Origin of the sequence: Streptomyces hyaluromycini, from assembly GCF_002217755.1 — a bacterium.
GTDB lineage: Bacteria > Actinomycetota > Actinomycetes > Streptomycetales > Streptomycetaceae > Streptomyces > Streptomyces hyaluromycini.
In genome coordinates this window covers 905,921-924,843 of sequence record NZ_BCFL01000018.1, presented here as the reverse complement: position 1 = coordinate 924,843, position 18,923 = coordinate 905,921, and the positions used below count along the sequence as shown (strand labels likewise).

Annotated in this window: 17 protein-coding genes; 8 read left to right on the top strand and 9 right to left on the bottom strand. The window is 72.5% G+C overall.

The features are described 5' to 3' along the window. Nucleotides 1-49: 49 nt before the first annotated feature. From SSP29_RS17185 to SSP29_RS17165, 5 genes are all read right to left on the bottom strand, one after another. Nucleotides 50-1,087: a rod shape-determining protein gene (locus SSP29_RS17185; RefSeq protein ID WP_089101503.1), complete on the bottom strand. Its 1,038-nt coding sequence runs from the start codon at nt 1,085-1,087 to the stop codon at nt 50-52. A gap of 157 nt (nt 1,088-1,244) precedes the next feature. Beyond that, nucleotides 1,245-2,648 carry a carboxyl transferase domain-containing protein gene (locus tag SSP29_RS17180; protein ID WP_089101502.1) on the bottom strand — a complete coding sequence of 468 codons (1,404 nt, stop codon included), beginning with the start codon at nt 2,646-2,648 and terminating at the stop codon, nt 1,245-1,247. Further along, nucleotides 2,641-4,083, bottom strand: a complete 1,443-nt coding sequence (locus SSP29_RS17175) for an acyl-CoA synthetase (RefSeq protein WP_089101501.1) — start codon at nt 4,081-4,083, stop codon at nt 2,641-2,643. The genes SSP29_RS17180 and SSP29_RS17175 overlap by 8 nt, the downstream gene beginning before the upstream one ends. A gap of 114 nt (nt 4,084-4,197) precedes the next feature. Next, entirely contained in the window at nt 4,198-4,809 is a 612-nt protein-coding gene (locus tag SSP29_RS17170) for a class I SAM-dependent methyltransferase (RefSeq protein ID WP_089101500.1), read from the bottom strand. A 207-nt stretch (nt 4,810-5,016) separates the two neighbouring features. Continuing rightward, nucleotides 5,017-6,096, bottom strand: coding sequence for a MerR family transcriptional regulator (locus SSP29_RS17165; protein ID WP_089101499.1), 1,080 nt, complete (start codon nt 6,094-6,096; stop codon nt 5,017-5,019). Nucleotides 6,097-6,232: 136 nt separating this feature from the next. Here SSP29_RS17165 and SSP29_RS17160 point away from each other — a divergent pair, with 136 nt between their 5' ends. Then, complete coding sequence (locus SSP29_RS17160) at nt 6,233-7,138, top strand: ATP-grasp domain-containing protein (protein WP_089101498.1); 906 nt, start codon at nt 6,233-6,235, stop codon at nt 7,136-7,138. Here the strand turns inward: SSP29_RS17160 and SSP29_RS17155 are convergent. Beyond that, nucleotides 7,119-7,673 (bottom strand): hypothetical protein, encoded by a 555-nt coding sequence (locus SSP29_RS17155; RefSeq protein ID WP_150134341.1) that lies wholly within the window; start codon nt 7,671-7,673, stop codon nt 7,119-7,121. The two genes, SSP29_RS17160 and SSP29_RS17155, sit on opposite strands and share 20 nt — an antisense overlap. A gap of 198 nt (nt 7,674-7,871) precedes the next feature. Here SSP29_RS17155 and SSP29_RS17150 point away from each other — a divergent pair, with 198 nt between their 5' ends. Then, the gene (locus SSP29_RS17150; RefSeq protein ID WP_089101496.1) at nt 7,872-8,645 is read left to right on the top strand and encodes an IclR family transcriptional regulator; all 774 of its coding nucleotides are present in this window, start codon (nt 7,872-7,874) and stop codon (nt 8,643-8,645) included. Next, a complete protein-coding gene (locus SSP29_RS17145) occupies nt 8,642-9,493 on the top strand; it encodes an SMP-30/gluconolactonase/LRE family protein (protein ID WP_089101495.1) in 852 nt (283 codons plus the stop codon). Before SSP29_RS17150 ends, SSP29_RS17145 begins: the two co-directional genes overlap by 4 nt. A gap of 116 nt (nt 9,494-9,609) precedes the next feature. On the opposite strand, the gene SSP29_RS17140 is transcribed toward SSP29_RS17145, so the two are convergent. The 3 genes from SSP29_RS17140 to SSP29_RS55715 are packed head-to-tail and all read right to left on the bottom strand — an operon-like array spanning nt 9,610 to nt 12,858. After that, nucleotides 9,610-11,004, bottom strand: coding sequence for an NAD(P)/FAD-dependent oxidoreductase (locus SSP29_RS17140; protein ID WP_089101494.1), 1,395 nt, complete (start codon nt 11,002-11,004; stop codon nt 9,610-9,612). Then, nucleotides 10,997-12,238: an MAB_1171c family putative transporter gene (locus SSP29_RS17135; protein ID WP_089101493.1), complete on the bottom strand. Its 1,242-nt coding sequence runs from the start codon at nt 12,236-12,238 to the stop codon at nt 10,997-10,999. The genes SSP29_RS17140 and SSP29_RS17135 overlap by 8 nt, the downstream gene beginning before the upstream one ends. Next, nucleotides 12,235-12,858, bottom strand: a complete 624-nt coding sequence (locus SSP29_RS55715; protein WP_089101492.1) for a toxin-antitoxin system, toxin component family protein — start codon at nt 12,856-12,858, stop codon at nt 12,235-12,237. The genes SSP29_RS17135 and SSP29_RS55715 overlap by 4 nt, the downstream gene beginning before the upstream one ends. A gap of 264 nt (nt 12,859-13,122) precedes the next feature. Here SSP29_RS55715 and SSP29_RS17125 point away from each other — a divergent pair, with 264 nt between their 5' ends. The 5 genes from SSP29_RS17125 to arfA all read left to right on the top strand — a co-directional run bounded on the left by SSP29_RS17125 (nt 13,123) and on the right by arfA (nt 18,873). Next, entirely contained in the window at nt 13,123-14,481 is a 1,359-nt protein-coding gene (locus tag SSP29_RS17125) for an extracellular solute-binding protein (RefSeq protein WP_089101491.1), read from the top strand. Further along, a complete protein-coding gene (locus SSP29_RS17120) occupies nt 14,478-15,440 on the top strand; it encodes a carbohydrate ABC transporter permease (protein ID WP_089101490.1) in 963 nt (320 codons plus the stop codon). Before SSP29_RS17125 ends, SSP29_RS17120 begins: the two co-directional genes overlap by 4 nt. Continuing rightward, on the top strand, nt 15,437-16,297 hold the full coding sequence (locus tag SSP29_RS17115; protein WP_089101489.1) for a carbohydrate ABC transporter permease: 861 nt from the start codon (nt 15,437-15,439) through the stop codon (nt 16,295-16,297). Before SSP29_RS17120 ends, SSP29_RS17115 begins: the two co-directional genes overlap by 4 nt. 55 nt (nt 16,298-16,352) lie before the next feature. Further along, a complete protein-coding gene (locus SSP29_RS17110) occupies nt 16,353-17,279 on the top strand; it encodes an arabinan endo-1,5-alpha-L-arabinosidase (protein ID WP_089101660.1) in 927 nt (308 codons plus the stop codon). An 82-nt stretch (nt 17,280-17,361) separates the two neighbouring features. Continuing rightward, nucleotides 17,362-18,873 carry an arabinosylfuranosidase ArfA gene (gene arfA, locus SSP29_RS17105; protein ID WP_089101488.1) on the top strand — a complete coding sequence of 504 codons (1,512 nt, stop codon included), beginning with the start codon at nt 17,362-17,364 and terminating at the stop codon, nt 18,871-18,873. The last annotated feature ends 50 nt before the right edge of the window (nt 18,874-18,923 follow it).

The following is an 18,923-nucleotide window of genomic DNA, read 5'->3' as shown; positions in this document are numbered from 1 at the left end:
GGCTCACGGCGTCCGGCCGTCGGGACAGCGGCGAGGGACGAACGGGTGTTCAGGCGGCCAGCGGATCCAGTACCAGCGGCTCGATCCGGCCCTCCAGCATCGCCCCGATGCCCTGGACGGCGCACACGTCCGGCCGCTCCGCGATGTGCACCGGCATACCGGTGGCCTCCCGCAGCAGCTGGTCGAAGCCGGGGAGCAGCGCCGAGCCGCCGACCATCATGATCCCGCGGTCGGCGAGATCGGCGACCAGGTCGGGCGGGCAGTCCCGCAGCACCTTGCCGATCCCGTCCAGGACGGACATGAGGGGCGTCTGGATGGCATCGCGTACGGCGGCGGTGTCGACCCGCACGCTGCGGGCCAGCCCGGTGGTCACGTCCCGCCCGTGGATCTCGGTGGAGGCCGGGCCGTACGGGGTGAGGCCGTTGCCGTCCAGGGCCAGCTCCAGGGGGCGGACCGACTGGTTCGGCAGCATCAGCTCGTGCTCGTGCCGCAGGTGCTGCACGATCGCGTTGTCCACGGCCTCACCGCCGACGGGCAGCCGCTCGGCGCACACGATCGACCCCAGCGACAGCACGGCCACCTGGGTGGCGGCGGCCCCGCAGACGAGGATCATGCTGGCCTCGGGCCGCTCCACCGGCAGCCCGCACCCCACCGCCGCGGCGATCAGCGTGTCGACCAGCTCCACCCGCCTCGCCCCCAGCCCCACCAGCGTCTCGATGATCGCCCGCTGGGCCAGCGGGTCGGCGTCGTGCGGGGCGCAGGCCGCCGCCCGCAGCCGGGCCTTGCGGCGCAGGGACCGGCGGATCTTGTCGCCGAGCAGGTGGCGCAGCATGCGCTGGGCGATCTCGATGTCGACGACGGTCCCGCCGGAGATGGGCTTCACGACACGGATGTAGTCGGGGGTACGGCCCGTCATCTTCTGCGCGAACTCGCCGACCGCGATCAGGGCACCGGTGCGGGTGTTCATGGCGGCGACGGACGGCTGGTCGACGACCAGGCCCATGCCCTTCACGTACACCCGGGTGCGGGAGGCCCCCAGATCGACGGCGAAATGGCAGCGGCGCAACTGCTCCAGACTGACGGTCACGGCAGATCCTCCCGAGTGCGCGGGCCGTGTGGGGTGGCACCGCCGGTCGGCGGCCTGCTTCGCATCCTCCGGGGGATCGCAGCGGCGCGCCTGCGGGGAGGGTCCGGGCGGGGCGCGGCTGAACGGGGGGTTTCGCCGCAGCGGAGAGCGGACGGCCTCAGGCGGGTCCGTCCGGGGAAGGGCCCACGATGCCCCGGACCACCCCCAGCTCCACCAGGTCCTGGGGCCGGATGCGCAGTTGGCCGGCGGTGGTCTCGGTCTCCTCCGGGGAGCGCTTCAGGATCGCCGCCGCCAGTTCCGGTGCGATGACGGAGAAGTAGCTGTCCGGGGTGGCCCAGGTGCTGCCGGGCGCGGCCAGCGCCAGCGCCCCGCCCGAGCCACCCTCGCCGATGACGAGGGTGGTGATCGGCGTCCGGGCCGCCGCGACCTCGCCGAAGAGCTCCGCGATCGCGGCCCCGGCGCCCTGCCGTTCCGCCTCGGCGTCGTTCGCGGCGCCCGGGGTGTCCACGAGGGTCAGCACGGGGATCCCCAGCCGGTCCGCGAGCCGTATCAGGCGGGCGGCGGTGCGGTACCCCGCGGGCCTGGTCGCCGTCCCGGTCTGCGCGGCGAAGGCGACCGTACGGCCGTCCCGCTCGCCGAAGCCGCACAGCATCCCGTCCGGATCCGCCCCGCCGCACCGGTCGCCGACGAGGGCGACCCGGCGGGTGAAGTACGCGTCCAGGTAGGCGCCGGCGCGCGGGCGGCGCGGGGCGCGGGCGCGCCGGACGGCCTCCCAGCCGGTGGCCGGCAGCGCGGTGGTGCCGAGGGCGGCCGGCGGGTCGGCGGGTATCGGGGCGGGGGCGGTCAGCAGCCGCAGCCACAGCCCGAGCGACGCCTTCAGATCCTCCAGGGGCACCAGGGCGTCGGCCGCCCCGGCCGCGAACTGCGCCTCGGCCGTGTACGCGGCCGGATCGGCGTCCGGCGGGCGGACCCGGGCGCCGGCGAAGCCCACCTGGGCGCCGGGCAGGGCCAGGACGACATCGGCGCCGGCGCCCAGGGTGGCCCAGCCGCCGCCGGTCGTCGGGTCGCGCAGCACCGCGATCTGCGGCAGCCCCGCCTCCCGGGTGAGCGCCGACTGGCGTGCCACCCGCTGGAGTTGGGAGAGGGCGAGCATGCCCTCCTGCATCCGGCTGCCGCCGGTGGCGACCAGCGGCACGACCGGGAGCCGGTGGGCGCGGGCATGGACGTACGCCGCCTCCAGCCGGTCCCCGGTCCGCTCGCCGAGCGAGCCGCCGAGGAAGCCGAACTCGAACGCGATCAGTACGGCCGCCGTGCCCTCGACCTGCGCGGTGCCGACGACGACGGACTCCTCCTCGCCGGTGCGCTCGGCGGCGCGGGCGCGCGAGGCGTCGTACCCCTGCCAGCCGAGCGGGCCGTCGGGCGGCGACTGCCGTGCCGGGTGCGGGAGTTCGGCGAAGGTACCGGGGTCGGTGACGAGGCCGAGGACCTGCCGGGCGGAGAGCCGCTCGGGTGCGGGCCCGGATGCCGGTCCGGATGCCGGTCCGGGTGTCGGCTCAGGCACCGAGGGCCCGCTTCATGATCTTCCCCATGTCGTTGCGGGGGAGGGCGTCCAGGTAGTGGACGACGCGGGGCCGCTTGTGCGGGGCGAGCCGCGCGGCGACGTGGTTCGCCAACTCCTCGGCGGACGGCGGTGCCTGCGGGTCGGCCGGGACGATCCAGGCGACGATCCGCTCGCCCAGGTCCGCGTCCGGCTCCCCGGTGACCGCGGCCTCCCGCACCCCCGGATGCTCCAGCAGCGCGTTCTCGATCTCCCCGGCCCCGATCTTGTAACCCCCGCTCTTGATCAGGTCGGTGGCCTTGCGCCCGACGATCCGCACATAGCCGTCCGGCTCCCGCACCGCCATGTCACCGGTGCGGAACCAGCCGTCGGCGGTGAAGGCGGCGGCGGTGGCGTCGGGCCGGTTGAGGTACTCGGTGAACAGGTTCGGGCCGCGCACCTGGATCTCCCCGACGGTCTCCCCGTCGAACGTGGCGATCGCCGTCCCGTCCTCCTCCACCAGCCGCAGCTCCACCCCGGGCAGCGGTACCCCCACGGTCCCCGCCCGCGCCTCCCCGTCGGCCCGGACGCTGGTGTTCATCAGGGTCTCCGTCATGCCGTACCGCTCGACGACCCGCCGTCCGGTCGCGGCCGCGATCCGCTCGTGGTCGTGGACGGGCAGCGCGGCCGAGCCGGAGACCAGCAGCCGGGCCCGGCCGAGCGCCTTCGCCAACTCGGGGTCGGCGGGCAGGGCTTCGGCGATGCGGTGGTACATGGTGGGGACGCCGAAGAGCATGGTCGCGCCGTCGTTCAGCTCGCGGGTGACCCCGTCGGTGTCGAAGCGCCCGAGGTGCCGGACCGAGCCGCCGCGGCGCAGCGGCCCGAGGATCCCCAGCACGAGCCCGTGCACATGGAAGAGCGGCAGGCCGTGGACGAGGACGTCCTCCCCGGTCCACTGCCAGGCGTCGGCGAGCGCGTCCAGGGTGGCGGCGAGCGCCCGGCGCGGGATGACCGCGCCCTTGGGCGGGCCGGTGGTGCCGGAGGTGTAGACGACGAGGGCCGGGTCGGACTCCGTGGTGCCGTCCTCGGGCAGCGGGCCCGCCGCCTGCGGGTCCACGTCGATCCGCGGCAACCCGGCGAGCGCGGCGGGGAGTTCGGCACCGGGCGCGGCCAGGACGGCGGCCGGCGCGCTGTCGGAGAGGATGTGCGCGAGTTCCTTCCCGCCCGACTTGGGGTTGAGCGGTACGGCGGCCCGGCCGGCGAGCAGGGTGCCGACGACGGCGACGGCCGTCTCCAGTTCCGGCGTCGCCCACACCGCGACCCGGTCGGCGTCCCCGACCCGGCCCGCGACGGCGCCGGCCGCGGCGGCGAGCTGCCCGTACGTCAACGACCGTGCACCGAACCGCAGGGCCACTTGCTCGCCCGGACCGTCCACCAGGGCCGGAAACAGAAGGGACACGCGACGACTCCTCACCGATGGGAACCTCGACAGCCCCTTCCTACACCAGCCGCCACCCTCCGGGGGCACCCCACTCGCGCTCCGCACCACGACCTTGATCACACTGCCGGGCCCTCATCGGCGCCGTGTCCCGACGACCGCGCAGAGATCGGGCGCGAGCCGCACCTCCACCGCCCGCAGCGCCGGATGCTCCAGCCAGTGCAGCCGTGCCCGGTCGACGTCCCCGCCGAACCGGGGCGGCCACCGGTCGGAGGGGGTGAAGTCGTCGACGACGACCGTGCCGCCGGGGACCAGCAGCCGCTCGACGTCGGCGGCCGGGTCCCCGGGCACCTTCCCCTGCCCGCCCCCGTCGAGCACGAGCAGCTCGAAGGGCCCGTACGCCGCGATGTCCTGCCAGTCCCCGTGGACCACGGTGGTGTCGGGCCGGTCGCGGAACACCTCGGCGGCCGCCCGGGCCCGCTCCGGCTCCCGCTCCACGCTGAAGATCCGCACACCGGCCCGGGCCCCCGATGCCAGCCACGCGAGCCCCACCCCCGCCCCGGTCCCGGTCTCCCCGATCCGCCCGCCGCCCCCGCCGGCCCCGCCGGCCAGAACCTGGAGCAACCGCCCCTGCTCGGGCCGGCAGGAGTACGGGAAGGACAGCTCCCGGGCGGCATCGAGGGCACGCCGGACGAGGGGCGGGAGACCGGGGAGACCGGCGTGGGCGTCGGTGCCGTGAAGTGTCATGGCCGACTTTCTACCGAGCGGAGCGGGGGCCGGGGGCCCGGACGGCCCGACCCCGGATGCGGCGTTCTCCCTTTCTGTCCGCCCCGGGCCTTGTCCCGGCCCGCCCCGGGGCTTGTCCCGGCCCGTACCGGGCCTTGCAGCCGACCGAGACCGGCGCCTCCCCGTCATGCCCTCTGCCCTGATCGGATCCGGCTTTTCCCCAGCCTCTTATCCGACCGAGACGGGTGGGCGGGTGGGCGGGACGACGTCGGCTGCGACCGCGCTCACGTTGTCGTCGCCGCCCGCCGCGTTGGCCGCCTCCACCAGCACCCGCACCGCGTCCGCCGGCTCGCCCCCGCTCAGCAGCTCCCGGATCCGTTCGTCGGAGACCGCCCTGGTCAGGCCGTCCGAGCAGAGCAGGTACCGGTCGCCGGCCCGGGCCTCGTGCAGTTTCAGGTCCGGGGTGTCGGCGGTGTCACCCGGCAGGGCTTTCGCCAGCAGCATCCGCTGCGGATGGCTCTCGGCCTCTTCCGGCGTCAGCCGGCCCTCGTCGATCAGCGACTGCACCACGCTGTGGTCGTGCGTGATCCGGAACAGCTCCCCGTCCCGCAGCAGATACGCCCGCGAGTCCCCGATGTGCGCGAGGGCCAGCCGGGACCCGGTCCACAGCAGCGCGGTGAGCGTCGTACCGACCTCCGTACTTCCCTCCGCCACCTCCCGCACGGCCTCGCCCGCCGAACGCACCGCGTCCTCCAGGAGATTCAGCACGTTCCCCGCGGAGAGCTCCGCGTCCTCCAGGGACTTCAGCGCGGCCACGGCGGCGGCACTGGCCGACTCCCCGGCCGGCCCGCACCCGTCGGCGACGGCCAGCAGCCGGCGCCCCGCGTACACGGTGTCCTGGTTGGACGGCCGGACATGCCCCCGGTCCGAGTGGGCGGCGTAACGCAATTCCAGCATCTTCGTCGTGTCCCTTCTCGATTCTCCGGACAGGTGGTCGACGAGGAACGCGGCCAGGTCCCGCCGTACGGCGGTCTCCGCCTCGACGCGGGCCCAGTACGCCCGCACCTCCCGGGCGGCCGGGCCGGCGGGCAGCGCGCACACCTCGCGGATCCGCGCCAGCGGCATGCCCAGCCGCCGCAGCCAGGCCACCAGCCGGGCGCGTTCCAGCTGCGCGTCGGCGTAGTACCGGTAGCCGGTCTCCGGGTCGACCCGGGCGGGCTTCAGCAGGTCCAGCTCGTCGTACAGCCGCAACGCCTTCGGCGACAGCCGGCAGGCCCTCGCGAAGGCCCCGATGGTCAGCCACTCCATGCCGTCTCCATGCCCGTACCTCGCGTTCCTCGACGTCCGCCACCGATGCTGGGGCTTCACCGAAGGTGAAGGTCAACGGCGTTCCCGTTAGCCTGCCGAAGGAACGCAGCCGTCGACAGCCAAGGGAGCCCCCGCCGTGCCCCGCATAGCCCTCGCCACCTACGACCCCGGCGCGGAACCGAGCAAGGACCGGGACCTGCCGGTACTGCTGCGGGCGCTGGCCGACGCCGGGGCCGAGGCCGTGGCCCGCCCGTGGGACGACCCCGAGGCGGAGTGGGGCGACCACGACCTGGTCGTCATCCGCTCCACCTGGGACTACAGCTGGCGCACCGACGAGTTCCTGCCGTGGGTGGAGCGGGTGGGGAAGGCGACCCGGATCGCGAATCCGGCGGAGGTCGTGCGGTGGAACGCCGACAAGCGGTATCTCGGTGATCTCGCGGCGGCCGGTGTGCCGGTCGTGCCGACCCGGTATCTGGCCCCCGGCGACCCGGCCCCCGGCGGCCCGGCCCCCGACGGCCCGGCTGCCGAGCTGCCCGCCGACCGCGACTTCGTCGTCAAGCCCACCTTCGGCGCCGGTGCCCGGTTCGCCGCCCGCTACACGCCCGCCGAGCACGGGACGGCCGTACGGCACCTGGCCCGGATGCACGAGGAGGGGCTGACCGCGATGGTCCAGCCGTACGTCTCCGGCATCGACGTCAGCGGGGAGCGGGCGCTGCAGTTCTTCGGCGGGCGGCTGATGCACGCCAGCCGCAAGCGGGCCGTGCTCACGCCGGGCACGGCGTACGACGCGGACAAGGTCGCCCACCCGGAGCTGCGGAGGTGGACCCCGACCCCGGCCGAACTCGCGGTGGCGGAGCGCGCGTTGGCCGCCGTACCGGAGTCGCCCGAGCTGCTGTACGCCCGGGTGGACCTGGTCGACGGGGCGGACGGGCAGCCGCAGGTGATGGAGCTGGAGCTGGTCGAGCCGAACCTGTTCCTGTTCCTGCACCCCGGCTCGGTGGCCGGGGTGGCGGCGGCGATCCTCAGCGCGGCCCGTCGATGACCGCGGTGCGCTGCAGCAGCCCCCAGGTGAACTCGGCGACCACCTGACGGCCGTCGGGCACCTTGAAGGCGAGCCCCCAGCGGGTCGGGGCCGTGCCCTCCAGGGGGCGGGCGGGGGCGAAGGCGCGGGCGGCCTCGTCTACCGTGCAGGACCAGGGGGTCAGGTCGTCGAAGGTCTCCAGTCTCGGTGCCGGGGCGCCGGGGGCGCGGACCAGCCACTCGTTCCAGACCGCGCCGCCGGGGGCGACCATGACCTCGAAGCGGAGGGTGGGCCAGAGGGGGAGCGGCCACTGCCAGGCCGTGCACTCCAGGTCGCCCACGGTCCGCTTCGTCTCCGACTCGGGCGGGCCGAGGACCGAGCGGTAGCGGGCCGCGGCCGAGCGGGACCGGGGCGAGCGGGCCATCGCCTGCCAGCGCTTGTTGGCCTCCCGCATGTCCGCGATCGACGCGCCCAGCGTGCGCCGGGCGTCCTCGACCAGGTCCGGGTTGTGGTCGGCCATGCGGCGCAGCAGCACCAGCTGGAAGTCCAGTTGCATGGCACCCATGGTGCACATGTGGTGCACATGTGGTGCACGTGCTTGAGTGCGGCTGGTTCCCGGCCATTGCCCGCGGAATCCCCGATGGTTAGCCTGTGTTCGTCATGCCGATCGCCTGTTGATATCTCGAACGGCTCCGCAGCTTCGACGCGCGCCGCACCGATATCTGGCGCCTAGACCCAAGGGAGGGGGCCGGACGTGGGACGCCTCGTGCCTGCCGTGACCCGGGCTCTCGACATTCTTGAGCTCTTCCTCGACGGGGACGGGACTCTCTCCGCCCCCGACATAGTGCGCAAACTCCAGTTGCCGCGGACCACCGTGCACGAGCTGGTGACCACGCTCTCCGCGCGGTCGTACATCGTGCCCGTACCCGGACAGCCCGGACGTTACCGGCTCGGTGTCCGTCCGTACCAGCTCGGCAGCCGGTACGCCGAGCAGCTCGACCTCGCCGCCGAGGGCCAGCAGGTCGCCCGGTCCGTCGCCGAGACCTGCGACGAGACCGTCCACGTGGCGATCCTCGAAGGCACCGACGTCATCTACATCGCCAAGGTCGACTCCACGCACGCGGTCCGCATGGTCTCCGCCGCCGGCCGCCGGCTGCCCGCCCACTGCACCTCGGTCGGCAAGATGCTGCTGGCCTCGCTGCCGGAGCCGGAGCTGACCGCGCGCATCCCGGACGACGCCGACCTCGTCGCGATGACCCCGAACAGCATCACCGAGCCGGGCGCCCTGCGCGAGGCCCTCGACGGGATCCGCGCGCGCGGCATCGCCGTGGAGAGCCGTGAGTCCAACCCCGACGTGTCCTGTGTCGCCGCGCCGGTCCGCGACCGCACCGGCCAGGTCGTCGCGGCGCTGTCCATCTCCGTCCCGATGATCCGCTGGAGCGACGAGCGCCGGGACGAGCTGGAGCAGCTCGCGGCCAAGGGCGCCGCCGAACTCTCCGAGCGCCTCGGCCACCGGAGCGTGGCATGACGACGACGGTGTACGAGGTCGCGGTCGCGGCGGAGGCGACGCTCGGCGAGGGCCCGACGTGGGACCCGGCGACCGGCCGCCTGATATGGATCGACGTCCTCGGTTCCCGGGTCCACACGTACGACCCCGCCACCGGCCACCGCACGATCCGCACCACCGAACAGCACGTCGGCGCGGTCAAGCCGCGCGCGGGCGGCGGCCTGGTCCTCAACCTCCGGGACGGCGTCGGCCTCCTCGACCCGGACGACACGTTCCGCTGGCTGCACCGGGAGCCGGTCCCCGGCCGCCGTGCCAACGACGCGGCCGTCGCCCCCGACGGCTCCCTGTGGGCCGGCACGATGCGCTACGACGAGACGACCGGGGGCGGCACGCTCTCCCGGGTGTCGCCCGACGGCACGGTGACGACGCTGCTGCCGGACGTCACGGTCAGCAACGGCACGGGCTGGAGCCCGGACGGCCGTCGCGTCTACTACGTCGACACGCCGACCCGCCGGGTGGACGTCTTCGACTACACCGACGGACTCCCGGTCGACCGCCGCCCGTTGGTGACGATCGAGGAGAGCGCCGGCTTCCCCGACGGTCTGACGGTCGACGCGGACGGTTGTGTGTGGGTGGCGCTGTGGGGTGGGGGAGCGGTACGCCGCTACACGCCTGACGGCGAGCTGGACCGTGTGATCAGCCTGCCGGCATCGCTGACGACGGCCTGCGCGTTCGGGGGCGCCGATCTGACGGACCTGTACGTCACCACGGCTCGGGTGGGGCTGGAGCGGCCGCATCCGACGGCGGGTTCCCTGCTGGTGATCCCGGGCGCCGGGAAGGGCGTGGCCCAACCGGCGTTCCAAGGCTAGCGGTTGCCTGGGGGTCGTTCTTCGTCTGCGGGTGCGTGGGGGGCTGGTCGCGCAGTTCCCCGCGCCCCTTGCGGGGCGCTTCGCCCGCCGTGCCTCGCGGCGGCAGCCTGCCGGCGCTACAGAACCCCCGCCGCCTTCAGCTCCTCCGCGGTCAACGGAGGTCCGGTCAAAGCCGGTTTCAGCGGCCCCATCACCGTCGCCAGCACCACACTCGGCGCCATCAACACCTCCGCCCCCCGCTCCAGCGCCGTCACATCCGTCACCCGCCGCGCGATCCGCCCGTTCCCGGTCGCCGTGTACATCAGTCGCCCCACGTACGCCTGCGCCAACCGCTCCCGCAGCGTCGGCCCACCCTCCGTCGCGCCTGGGTAGAACACGTCCAGCCCCGTCGACAGATCCCACGCCGCCCGCACCGGCCGACTCACCGCCTTCTGGAGCGAGGAAGCGAGTCCGGGTGAGGCCCAGCCCTGACGCTGGATCACATTTCTTACCGCCAGCGCCCCTTGCGCTGCCACCGACATCCCGTGCCCGTACACCGGATTCAGCGCGCACACCGCGTCACCGAGTACGACGAGGTTCTCCGGCCAGGCCTGCATGCGCTCGTAGAAGTGGCGCCGGTTGGCCGTCGTGCGCGTCACCGTGACTCCGGTCAACGGTTGGGCGTTCGTGAGGAGTTCAGCGATGACGGGGTGGGCCAGTTCCTCCCGGGCGTACCTCAGGAAGTCGTCGGCGTCCGCGCCCGGTGCGCCGTCCCGGCGGCCGTACAGGGTGACCAGCCACCGGCCGTTCTCGATCGGCATCAGGACGCCGCCGCGGCCCGGACGGCTGCCCTGCGGGCTGCCCTGGAGGTGGACGATGGGGAAACTGGTCCGGGTGGCCTCCTCCGGGGCCCGGAACAGCCGGCTGGCGTAGGCGATACCGGAGTCGACCTCGCGGAACGCGGGTGCGGGCAGCCCGAGTTCGGTCAGCCAGGCCGGCGTGCGGGAGCCGCGGCCGGTCGCGTCGACGACCAGCCCGGCGGCCAGCTCCCGCTCCTCGCCGCCGTCGAGCGCTCGTAGCCGTACCCCTGTCACCGCGAGGTGCGTGCCGGTCAGCGCCACCGCCTCGGTGCGTGCCAGCAGTTCGATCCGGTCGTCGGCCAGCACCTGCTCGCGTACCACCGAGTCCAGCAGGTCCCGGCTGCACGGCAGCACGAACGCCGACTCGTCCCAGCGCCGGAACCAGCCCTGCGGGGACAGCGCCACCATGTCCGTGGTCACCGGCAGCCGCCGCACGCCCGCCGCCCGCAGCCGCTCGACAGTGCCGGGCAGCAGCCCCTCCAGGGCGCGTGCCCCGCCGGACCACAGGTGGTGGACGTGCCGGGCTTGCGGGAGCCCCTTGCGCGGCTCGGGGCCGGCGGACAGTGCGTCCCGTTCGACGACCACGACCCGGTCCGCGAACGGCACGAGGGCGTGGGCAGCCAGCAGGCCGGCGAGGGAGCCGCCGAGGACGACGGCGGTGCGATTACTCATGGACGGCGCTCTCTGCGGGGATGGCTGTGACGGCCGCACGCATGCGGACCGCCTCGATCTCGTCGGGGTGGCGCAGGACTTGGGACACCGCCCCGATCTCCTTGAGGAGGTGGGTGGCGTCCGGGCCGCCGGCCGTGTCGGCGGGCTCAGGGGTGTGGCCCCGGGTGTCGACGGCGTCCAGGATGCTGACCGCGGAGGCCAGCGCCCGGGCCCGGTCGGGCGGGTGGCCGAGGTCGACCGCGGCGTCGTAGGAGCGCCGGGCGAGGTCCCCGTCGATGTGCCGGGTGAGGGGCAGAAGGACGTCCCGGATGAAGGTCTCGCGCCTGGTCAGCCGCAGCTCGGGCGTGGCGCGGAGGACGAAGGGGACGCCGTCGCCATGCACGGTCCGGGTCAGCTGGTACAGCGGCCGCAGCTCGCGGTGGGCGAGCCGGACCCGCCAGCGGTCGTGCAGGTACTGGCCGGCGTGCGGGAGGATGAAGCCGACAGCGATGTTGATCGCGGACAGGGCAGCGACGGGCGGGGCCAGGTCGGTGCTGAGCCAGTCCAGATCGCGGCCGCACCAACGGGCGCCGACCGCGACCAGCTTGACCGCGTCGAACATCAGGTTCAGGACGTAGCCGACGCCGAGCAGTTTCAGTCCCCAGCGCAGCCAGGCGTCGAGGCCCTCGGTGCGTACCCAGTTCCAGATCAGCCATGAGGTGATCAAGCAGGCGATCGAGTGGGCGACGAGGTAGAGCAGGATCTCCTCGCGCATGAACGGGGTGTTGGCGTAGTACGTGTCCAGGTCCTGTAGTCGCTCCACGGGCGCGTCGGCGAGCGCGAAGAGCAGCCACAGGGCGGCGATCACCCCGGAGTAGACGGCGACCACCCAGCGCATCGCCCGCCGGGTGGCGGCCGAGCGGTCGGAGAGGCCGTTGCGCCAGGCGATGATCAGCAGCAGACAGGAGCCGCAGAACGCCGTGATCAACGAATAGCACCAGGGCGCCGAGATGTTGGGGACGCCGGTCCACCGGTTCACGGCGGCGATCGTCGACGGGGTGCAGAACACGAACACCCCGCAGGCGAGCAGCAGCAGGCCGCCGACCGCGCGCAGCAGCGGGTCGCGCCAGAGTCGGATGATGGTGGGCAGCTTGATCACCAGGGCGGTGGTCAGCACCGCGGTGGGGATCCAGAAGGAGATGTAGAAGTCGCTGAGGAACCGCGCGGGTTCCAGCGCGGACGAGGTTGGCGTCACCGTGCCGCTCCACCGTGCCCGCGGTAGCCGAGGGACCGCTGCACCGGATCGGGCGGAGCCTCGCCGCCCCGTCCGGGCAGGAAGGACCGGAGTGCGGCCGCGAGCCGGTGCCCGAAGTCGTCGGCCTCGGCCTCGTCGGCCTCCCGGGAGCCGTTGCGGGCGGCCACGGTCAGGGCGACGGAGTCCCAGCCCGGCCGCCCGGCGAAGGCGTTCGCCGCGGCCGCGTGATGATGCGCGTGACGCGCGTGCATGTGCCACAGCTCATGGCCCAGGATGACCAGTTGCTGGACGGCCTCGGCCCGCTCCTCGACGATCACCAGGTCGAAGTCCTGGAACTCCACCCACAGTCCGGTGACCTCGATCCCGTCGGGGAACCGCTCGAAACGCAGCTCGACGGGCCGGCCCTCGCGTCTGAGGCTCATCTCCGCGCACAGCGCCCCGCACAACTCCCGTACGTCGGCGGGCGTCCGGGGTCTGGCGCGGACGGCGGCGGTGAGGCCGGCGGCGAGCCGGCGCATCTCCGAGGTCGGCCGGGGGCGTCGTGCCCCCGTGTCCGGCCGGGAGCGCCGCAGCCTCGCGGCGATCCGGGCCCACCGGTGCCGCGCGCCGGCCAAGTCCATCGCTCCCCCTTCGCACCGCCCCGACGGCGGTCACCGCGCTGCGTCGGCCCGTCCGAGACTACGCGTCCGGGGGCGCCAGTTCGAGCGGTAGTTCACACGAGAACAACTGCTCGATGCAGGAAAGTCGCGCCGGACCCATTGACGCGCAAGCGCTTCGATTTTACGGTCCCGTTCGAAGTTACGGGCATGAGCCGATATCTCGAACAAGGGTCACGAGCGCGATCACGAGCACGACGGATCCCGAAGGCAAGGGCAGGCAATGGCATGGGACGACCTGGCCTCAGTCGCAGGCAACTACTGGGCACGGCGAGCGGGCTGGCGGTGGCGGCGAGCTTCGGCTTCGCGGCCCTCGGCACCGGCGCCGACGCGCTGACATCGAGCGCGCGCACCCGCGTCCGCTACTGGAACCTCTTCTCCGGCGGCGACGGCGCCAACATGCAGGCCATGGTGGACGCCTTCCACGCGGCCCACCCGGACACGGACGTCAAGGCGTCCACGCTCACCTGGGGCGACCCCTACTACACCAAGCTCGCCATGGCGGCCGCCGGCAACCGCGCCCCCGACCTGGCCGTCATGCACCAGGGCCGGGTCCCCGGCTTCGCACCCGGGCGCCTGCTCGACCCCTGGGACATCGGCAAGCTCGCCGAACACGGCGTCCGCGAGGCCGACTTCAACCCCACCCTGTGGAAACGCGGCATCGTCGGCGGCGAGTTGTACGCCCTGCCCCTGGACGTCCACGTCCAGCTGAACTTCTACCGCAAGGACGTCTGCCGGAAGGCGGGCCTGCTCGACGCGGACGGCAGGCTGCCGCACGCCGCCTCCGAGGACGACTGGTTCGCCATGCTCAAGGCCGCCAAGGCGAAGCTCAAGGGCGGTCTGCAGACCCTCGGCATGCACGCCAACGACCAGAACTTCTCCTGGTGGTTCTTCGTCGCCTTCTACCAGCAGCTCGGCGGCGGCTACTTCGACGCCGGCCAGACCGGCGTCGTCTTCGACACCGACAAGGCCACCCGGGTCCTGGAGTTCCTCCGCAAGCACGTCACCGACGGCTACGCGATCGCGGGTTCGGACGACGCCGCGATGTTCCTGGCCGGCGCCCCCTTCGTCTGGGAGGGCGACTGGTCGGTCCCGGTCTACACCCCCGCGAAGATCGACTACGGCGCCACACCCCTGCCCCCGGTCTTCGGCACCCCCGGCACCCACGCCGAGTCCCACTCCTTCGTCCTGCCCCACCAGACCGGCCGCGGCGGCGCCACGAACGAGGGCGCCTACGCGCTCGCCGCCTACCTGGTGAAGAACGCGGCGACCTGGGCCCAGGGCGGCCATGTGCCCGCCTACCTGCCGACTTTCAAGGACCCGGCGTACACGAAGCTCTCGCCGCAGCGCGAGTACTCCCAGGACGCCATGCGGCACCTCGCCACCGAGCCGCACATCTGGTTCGCGGGCTCCACCGGCACCCTCTCCAAGCGGGTCGGCCCGCTCATCGCCGGTTCCAACCTCGGCTCCACCAAGCCGGACGCCACCGCCCGCGCCATGAAGAGCGCCCTGGAAGCCCTGCTCGCCTCGAAGAACCCGATGGACGGCAGGACCGCCGCCCAGGAGCTGAAGGGAGCCGGCGCATGAGCTCCACCGCCTCCACCGCGTCCACCACGGCCGTCCCCGCCGCCCCGCGCGTGGCACGCACCGCCACCGGCACCGACACCCTGCGCCTGCGCTGGGGCCGCCGCCTCCAGCACGGCGGCTGGTTCGTCACCCCGTTCTTCGTCCTGTACGGCCTCTTCGTGCTGGTCCCCATCGTCCGCGGGCTGTACCTGTCCTTCACCGACGCCAACATCTCCGGCGACCACACCAGTTTCATCGGCCTCGACAACTACCGCGAGGCCCTCCAGGACGACCTCGTCTGGCAGTCCCTGTGGCACAGCGTCAAGTTCACCCTCTGGGTGGTCCCGCTGATCGTCGTCCTGGCGCTCCTGATGGCGCTGATCGCCCACCACACCGTCCACTTCAAGTGGCTGTGGCGGTTCTGCTTCTTCGCCCCGTTCCTGCTCCCGTCGGCCGTCGTTGCCAACCTCTGGTACTGGCTCTTCCAGCCGGTCAACGGCCTGGTCAACCACACCCTCGGCCTGGACACGCCCTGGCTCACCCAGAAGTCCACGGCCCTGCTGGCGAGCGTCATCGCCACCCTCTGGTGGACCGTCGGCTTCTCCTTCCTCCTCTACCTGGCCGCCCTCCAGAACATCCCCCAGCACCTCTACGAGGCGGCCGAACTGGACGGCGCGAACGCCTTCCAGCGCATGATCCACATCACGGTCCCCAACCTGCGCAACATCACCGGCCTGGTCGTCGCGCTCCAGATCCTGGCCTCGCTGCAGGTCTACGACCAGGTCGTCATCATGTTCCAGTTCGGCTCCGGACCCGAGAGCTCCACCCGGACCTTCGTGCAGTACATGATCGAACAGGGCTTCACCAGCTACCGGGTGGGCTACGCCTCCGCGATCTCCATGATCCTCTTCATCATCGTCGCGGCCGTCGCCCTCGCCCGGATGTGGCTGCTGCGCACCCGCGAGGAGGCCACCCGATGACCAGCACCACGCCCCGCGCCGTCCGCGGGCCGCGCTCCACCTGGACCCCGGCCCAGATCGCCCTCACGGCGATCGCCGCCGCCCTCTCCCTCCTCTGGATCGCCCCGCTCTTCTGGGCCCTGTCGACCTCGCTCAAGACCTCGACCGAGTCGGTCGCCTCCCCGCACTGGATCCCGGACCACGTCACCTGGGACTCCTGGAAGGGCATCTTCGACGCGGGCAACATCCCCGACTGGTTCGTCAACTCGGTCGTCGTCTCGGTCTGCGTCACCTTCGTCGTGCTGCTCGTCGCGTCCCTCGCCGGATACGGCTTCGCCCGCACGGAGTTCCGCGGCAAGGGCGTCCTGCTCTCGCTCACCATGGCGGGGCTGATGTTCTCCCCGGCGATCCTCGGCGTCCCGCTGTTCACCACGGTCCAGTCGCTCGGCATGGTGGACACCTACTGGGGCATGATCCTCCCCCAGTGCGCCCCTGCCGCGATGGTCTACATCCTCTACAAGTTCTTCCAGTCCCTGCCCAAGGAGCTGGAGGAGGCCGCCTTCATCGACGGCGCCGGCCGCTGGCGCATCTTCTTCACGATCGTCCTCCCCCTCTCCAAGCCGGCCCTCTCGGCGGTGGGCATCTTCACCTTCATCGCCTCCTGGAACAACTTCCTGTGGCCGTACATGGTGACCAACAACCCCGACCTGATGACCATGCCGAACGGCATCGCGACCGTGCAGAACGCCTTCGGTATCGTCTGGCCGCAGCTGATGGCCGGCGGCCTGATCGCGGGCCTCCCGCTGATCATCGTGTTCGTCTTCTTCCAGAGCCAGATCGTGCGCGGCGTGGCCCACACGGGCCTGGCCGGCCAGTGAGGAGCCGGAGTTGAAGCGTTTCCCGAGACTCGCCGCCCTGCTCGCGGCCGCGGCCATGGCCCTCCTCCCCGCCACCGCCTCCGCGGACGCCGCCTACCCCGACCCGCTCCCCCTGACCGGCCAGCAGATCATCCACGACCCCACCGTCCACCACCTCAAGGACGGCCGGTACGTCGCCTACTCCACCGGCGGCATCATCGGCGCCCGCCTCTCCACGAACCTCCGCGACTGGACCGACGCGGGCAACGCGTTCACCACACCGCCGAGCTGGTGGTACGACTACAACTCCACCGCCGACCCCTGGGCCCCCGACCTCTCCTACCGCGACGGCCGCTACTGGCTCTACTACGCCGTCTCCTCCTGGGGCACCAACCACTCCGCGATCGGCGTGGCCACCTCCCCGACCGGCCTCCCCGGCACCTGGACCGACCACGGCCCCGCCTTCACCTCCGACACGACCGACTCCTGGAACGCCATCGACCCGGCGGTCACCCGGGCCGACGGCAAGCTCTGGATGGCGTTCGGCTCGTACTGGACGGGCATCCGCATGGTCCAGCTGAACCCGCGCACGGGCAAGGCGATCCCCGGCACCACGGTCGCCCACCTCGCCACCCGCCCGGACGCCCCCTACGCCGTCGAGGGCGCCTCGATCCTCCGCCACGGCCGCTACTACTACCTCTTCGCCTCGTACGACGCCTGCTGTGCCGGAGTGAACTCCACCTACAAGATCAGGGTGGGCCGCTCGACATCGGTGACGGGCCCGTACGCGGACAGCACGGGCACCCCGATGCTGCAGGGCGGCGGCGACCTGCTCCTGGCGAGCCACGGCCGCTACATGGGCCCGGGCGGCGAATCAACCTTCCACACCCACGGCAAGACCTGGCTGGCCTACCACTACTACGACGCAGACGACAACGGCACCCCAAAGCTGGGGCTCAACCCCCTGAGCTGGACAAGAGAGGGTTGGCCAGCGCCCCTTTAGGGGCGCGGGGAACTGCGCGAGCAACCCCCACCCACCCGCACTCGCCCACGATCGAGAACAACCCACCCCCGAAAGGCGAACATTGCGCACCGCCCGCTTCACCCTCGACCGCGCCTTCACCATCGGCGAAGTCAACCCCCGTCTGTTCGGCTCGTTCGTAGAACACCTCGGCCGCTGCGTCTACACCGGCATCTTCGAGCCGACCCACCCCACGGCCGACGCCGAAGGCCTCCGCACCGACGTCCTCGACCTCGTCCGCGAACTCGGCGTCACCACCCTCCGCTACCCCGGCGGCAACTTCGTCTCCGGCTACAAGTGGGAGGACTCGGTCGGCCCGGTGGAGGAGCGCCCCCGCCGCCTCGACCTCGCCTGGCGGTCGACGGAGACCAACCGCTTCGGACTCAGCGAGTACATCGCCTTCCTGAAGAAGGTCGGCCCGCAGGCCGAGCCCATGATGGCGATCAACCTCGGCACGCGGGGCGTGGCGGAGGCCCTGGAACTCCAGGAGTACGCCAACCAGCCCTCCGGAACCGCCCTGTCGGACCTCCGCGCCGCCCACGGCGACAAGGACCCCTTCGGCATCAGGCTCTGGTGTCTGGGCAACGAGATGGACGGCCCCTGGCAGACCGGCCACAAGACCGCCGGCGAATACGGCCGCATCGCCGCCGAGACCGCCCGCGCCATGCGCCAGATGGACCCGTCCGTGGAACTGGTCGCCTGCGGTTCCTCCAGCCAGTCCATGCCGACCTTCGCCGAGTGGGAGGCGACGGTCCTCGCGGAGACGTACGACCTGGTCGACTACATCTCCCTGCACGCCTACTACGAGCCCCAGGACGGCGACGTCGACTCCTTCCTGGCCTCCGCCGTCGACATGGAGTCCTTCATCGAGAACGTGGTCGCCACCTGTGACCACGTGGGTGCCAGGCTGAAGTCCCAGAAGAAGATCAACCTCTCCTTCGACGAGTGGAACGTCTGGTACACCTCGAAGTGGCATGCGATCGAGAACTCCGACGCGCGGGACTGGCCCGAGGCCCCCCGCCTCCTGGAGGACAACTACAGCGTCCTGGACGCCGTGGTCTTCGGCTCCCTCCTCATCGCCCTGCTCCGCCACGCCGACCGCGTCACGGTCGCCTGCCTGGCCCAGCTGGTCAACGTCATCGCCCCGATCATGACGGAGCCCGGCGGCCCGGCCTGGCGCCAGACGACGTTCTTCCCCTTCGCCCAGGCGTCCCGGTACGGCAGGGGCCAGGTCCTGGACGTACGCGTGGACTCACCGACGTACGACACGAAGAAGTACGGCGAGACGAGCCTGCTGCATGCGACGGCGGTCAGGGCCGAGGACGGCACGGTCACCGTCTTCGCCGTGAACCGCAGCCGGACGGAGGCGCTGCCGCTGGAAGTGGCCCTGGGCGGACTCGGCCTGACGTCCGTGGCGGAGCACAGCGTCCTGTCGGACGAGGACGCGAACGCCCGCAACACCCTGGAGGAACCCGAGCGGGTAACCCCTCGTCCGGCCGAGGGCACGTCGCTGAACGACGGCACACTGAGCGCCGTCCTCGAACCCCTTTCCTGGAACGTGATTCGACTGACGTAGGGGTCAACGCGCCCCTTCAGGGGCGCGGGGAACTGCGCGCGCAACCACAC

Bases quoted from the DNA above. Each gene is read 5' to 3' on its own strand.
- SSP29_RS17170 (WP_089101500.1), bottom strand. From the start codon at position 4,809: ATGACACTTCACGGCACCGACGCCCACGCCGGTCTCCCCGGTCTCCCG.
- SSP29_RS17165 (WP_089101499.1), bottom strand. From the start codon at position 6,096: ATGGAGTGGCTGACCATCGGGGCCTTCGCGAGGGCCTGCCGGCTGTCG.
- SSP29_RS17155 (WP_150134341.1), bottom strand. From the start codon at position 7,673: ATGCAACTGGACTTCCAGCTGGTGCTGCTGCGCCGCATGGCCGACCAC.
- SSP29_RS17145 (WP_089101495.1), top strand. From the start codon at position 8,642: ATGACGACGACGGTGTACGAGGTCGCGGTCGCGGCGGAGGCGACGCTC.
- SSP29_RS17140 (WP_089101494.1), bottom strand. From the start codon at position 11,004: ATGAGTAATCGCACCGCCGTCGTCCTCGGCGGCTCCCTCGCCGGCCTG.
- SSP29_RS55715 (WP_089101492.1), bottom strand. From the start codon at position 12,858: ATGGACTTGGCCGGCGCGCGGCACCGGTGGGCCCGGATCGCCGCGAGG.
- SSP29_RS17125 (WP_089101491.1), top strand. From the start codon at position 13,123: ATGGGACGACCTGGCCTCAGTCGCAGGCAACTACTGGGCACGGCGAGC.
- SSP29_RS17120 (WP_089101490.1), top strand. From the start codon at position 14,478: ATGAGCTCCACCGCCTCCACCGCGTCCACCACGGCCGTCCCCGCCGCC.
- SSP29_RS17115 (WP_089101489.1), top strand. From the start codon at position 15,437: ATGACCAGCACCACGCCCCGCGCCGTCCGCGGGCCGCGCTCCACCTGG.
- SSP29_RS17110 (WP_089101660.1), top strand. From the start codon at position 16,353: ATGGCCCTCCTCCCCGCCACCGCCTCCGCGGACGCCGCCTACCCCGAC.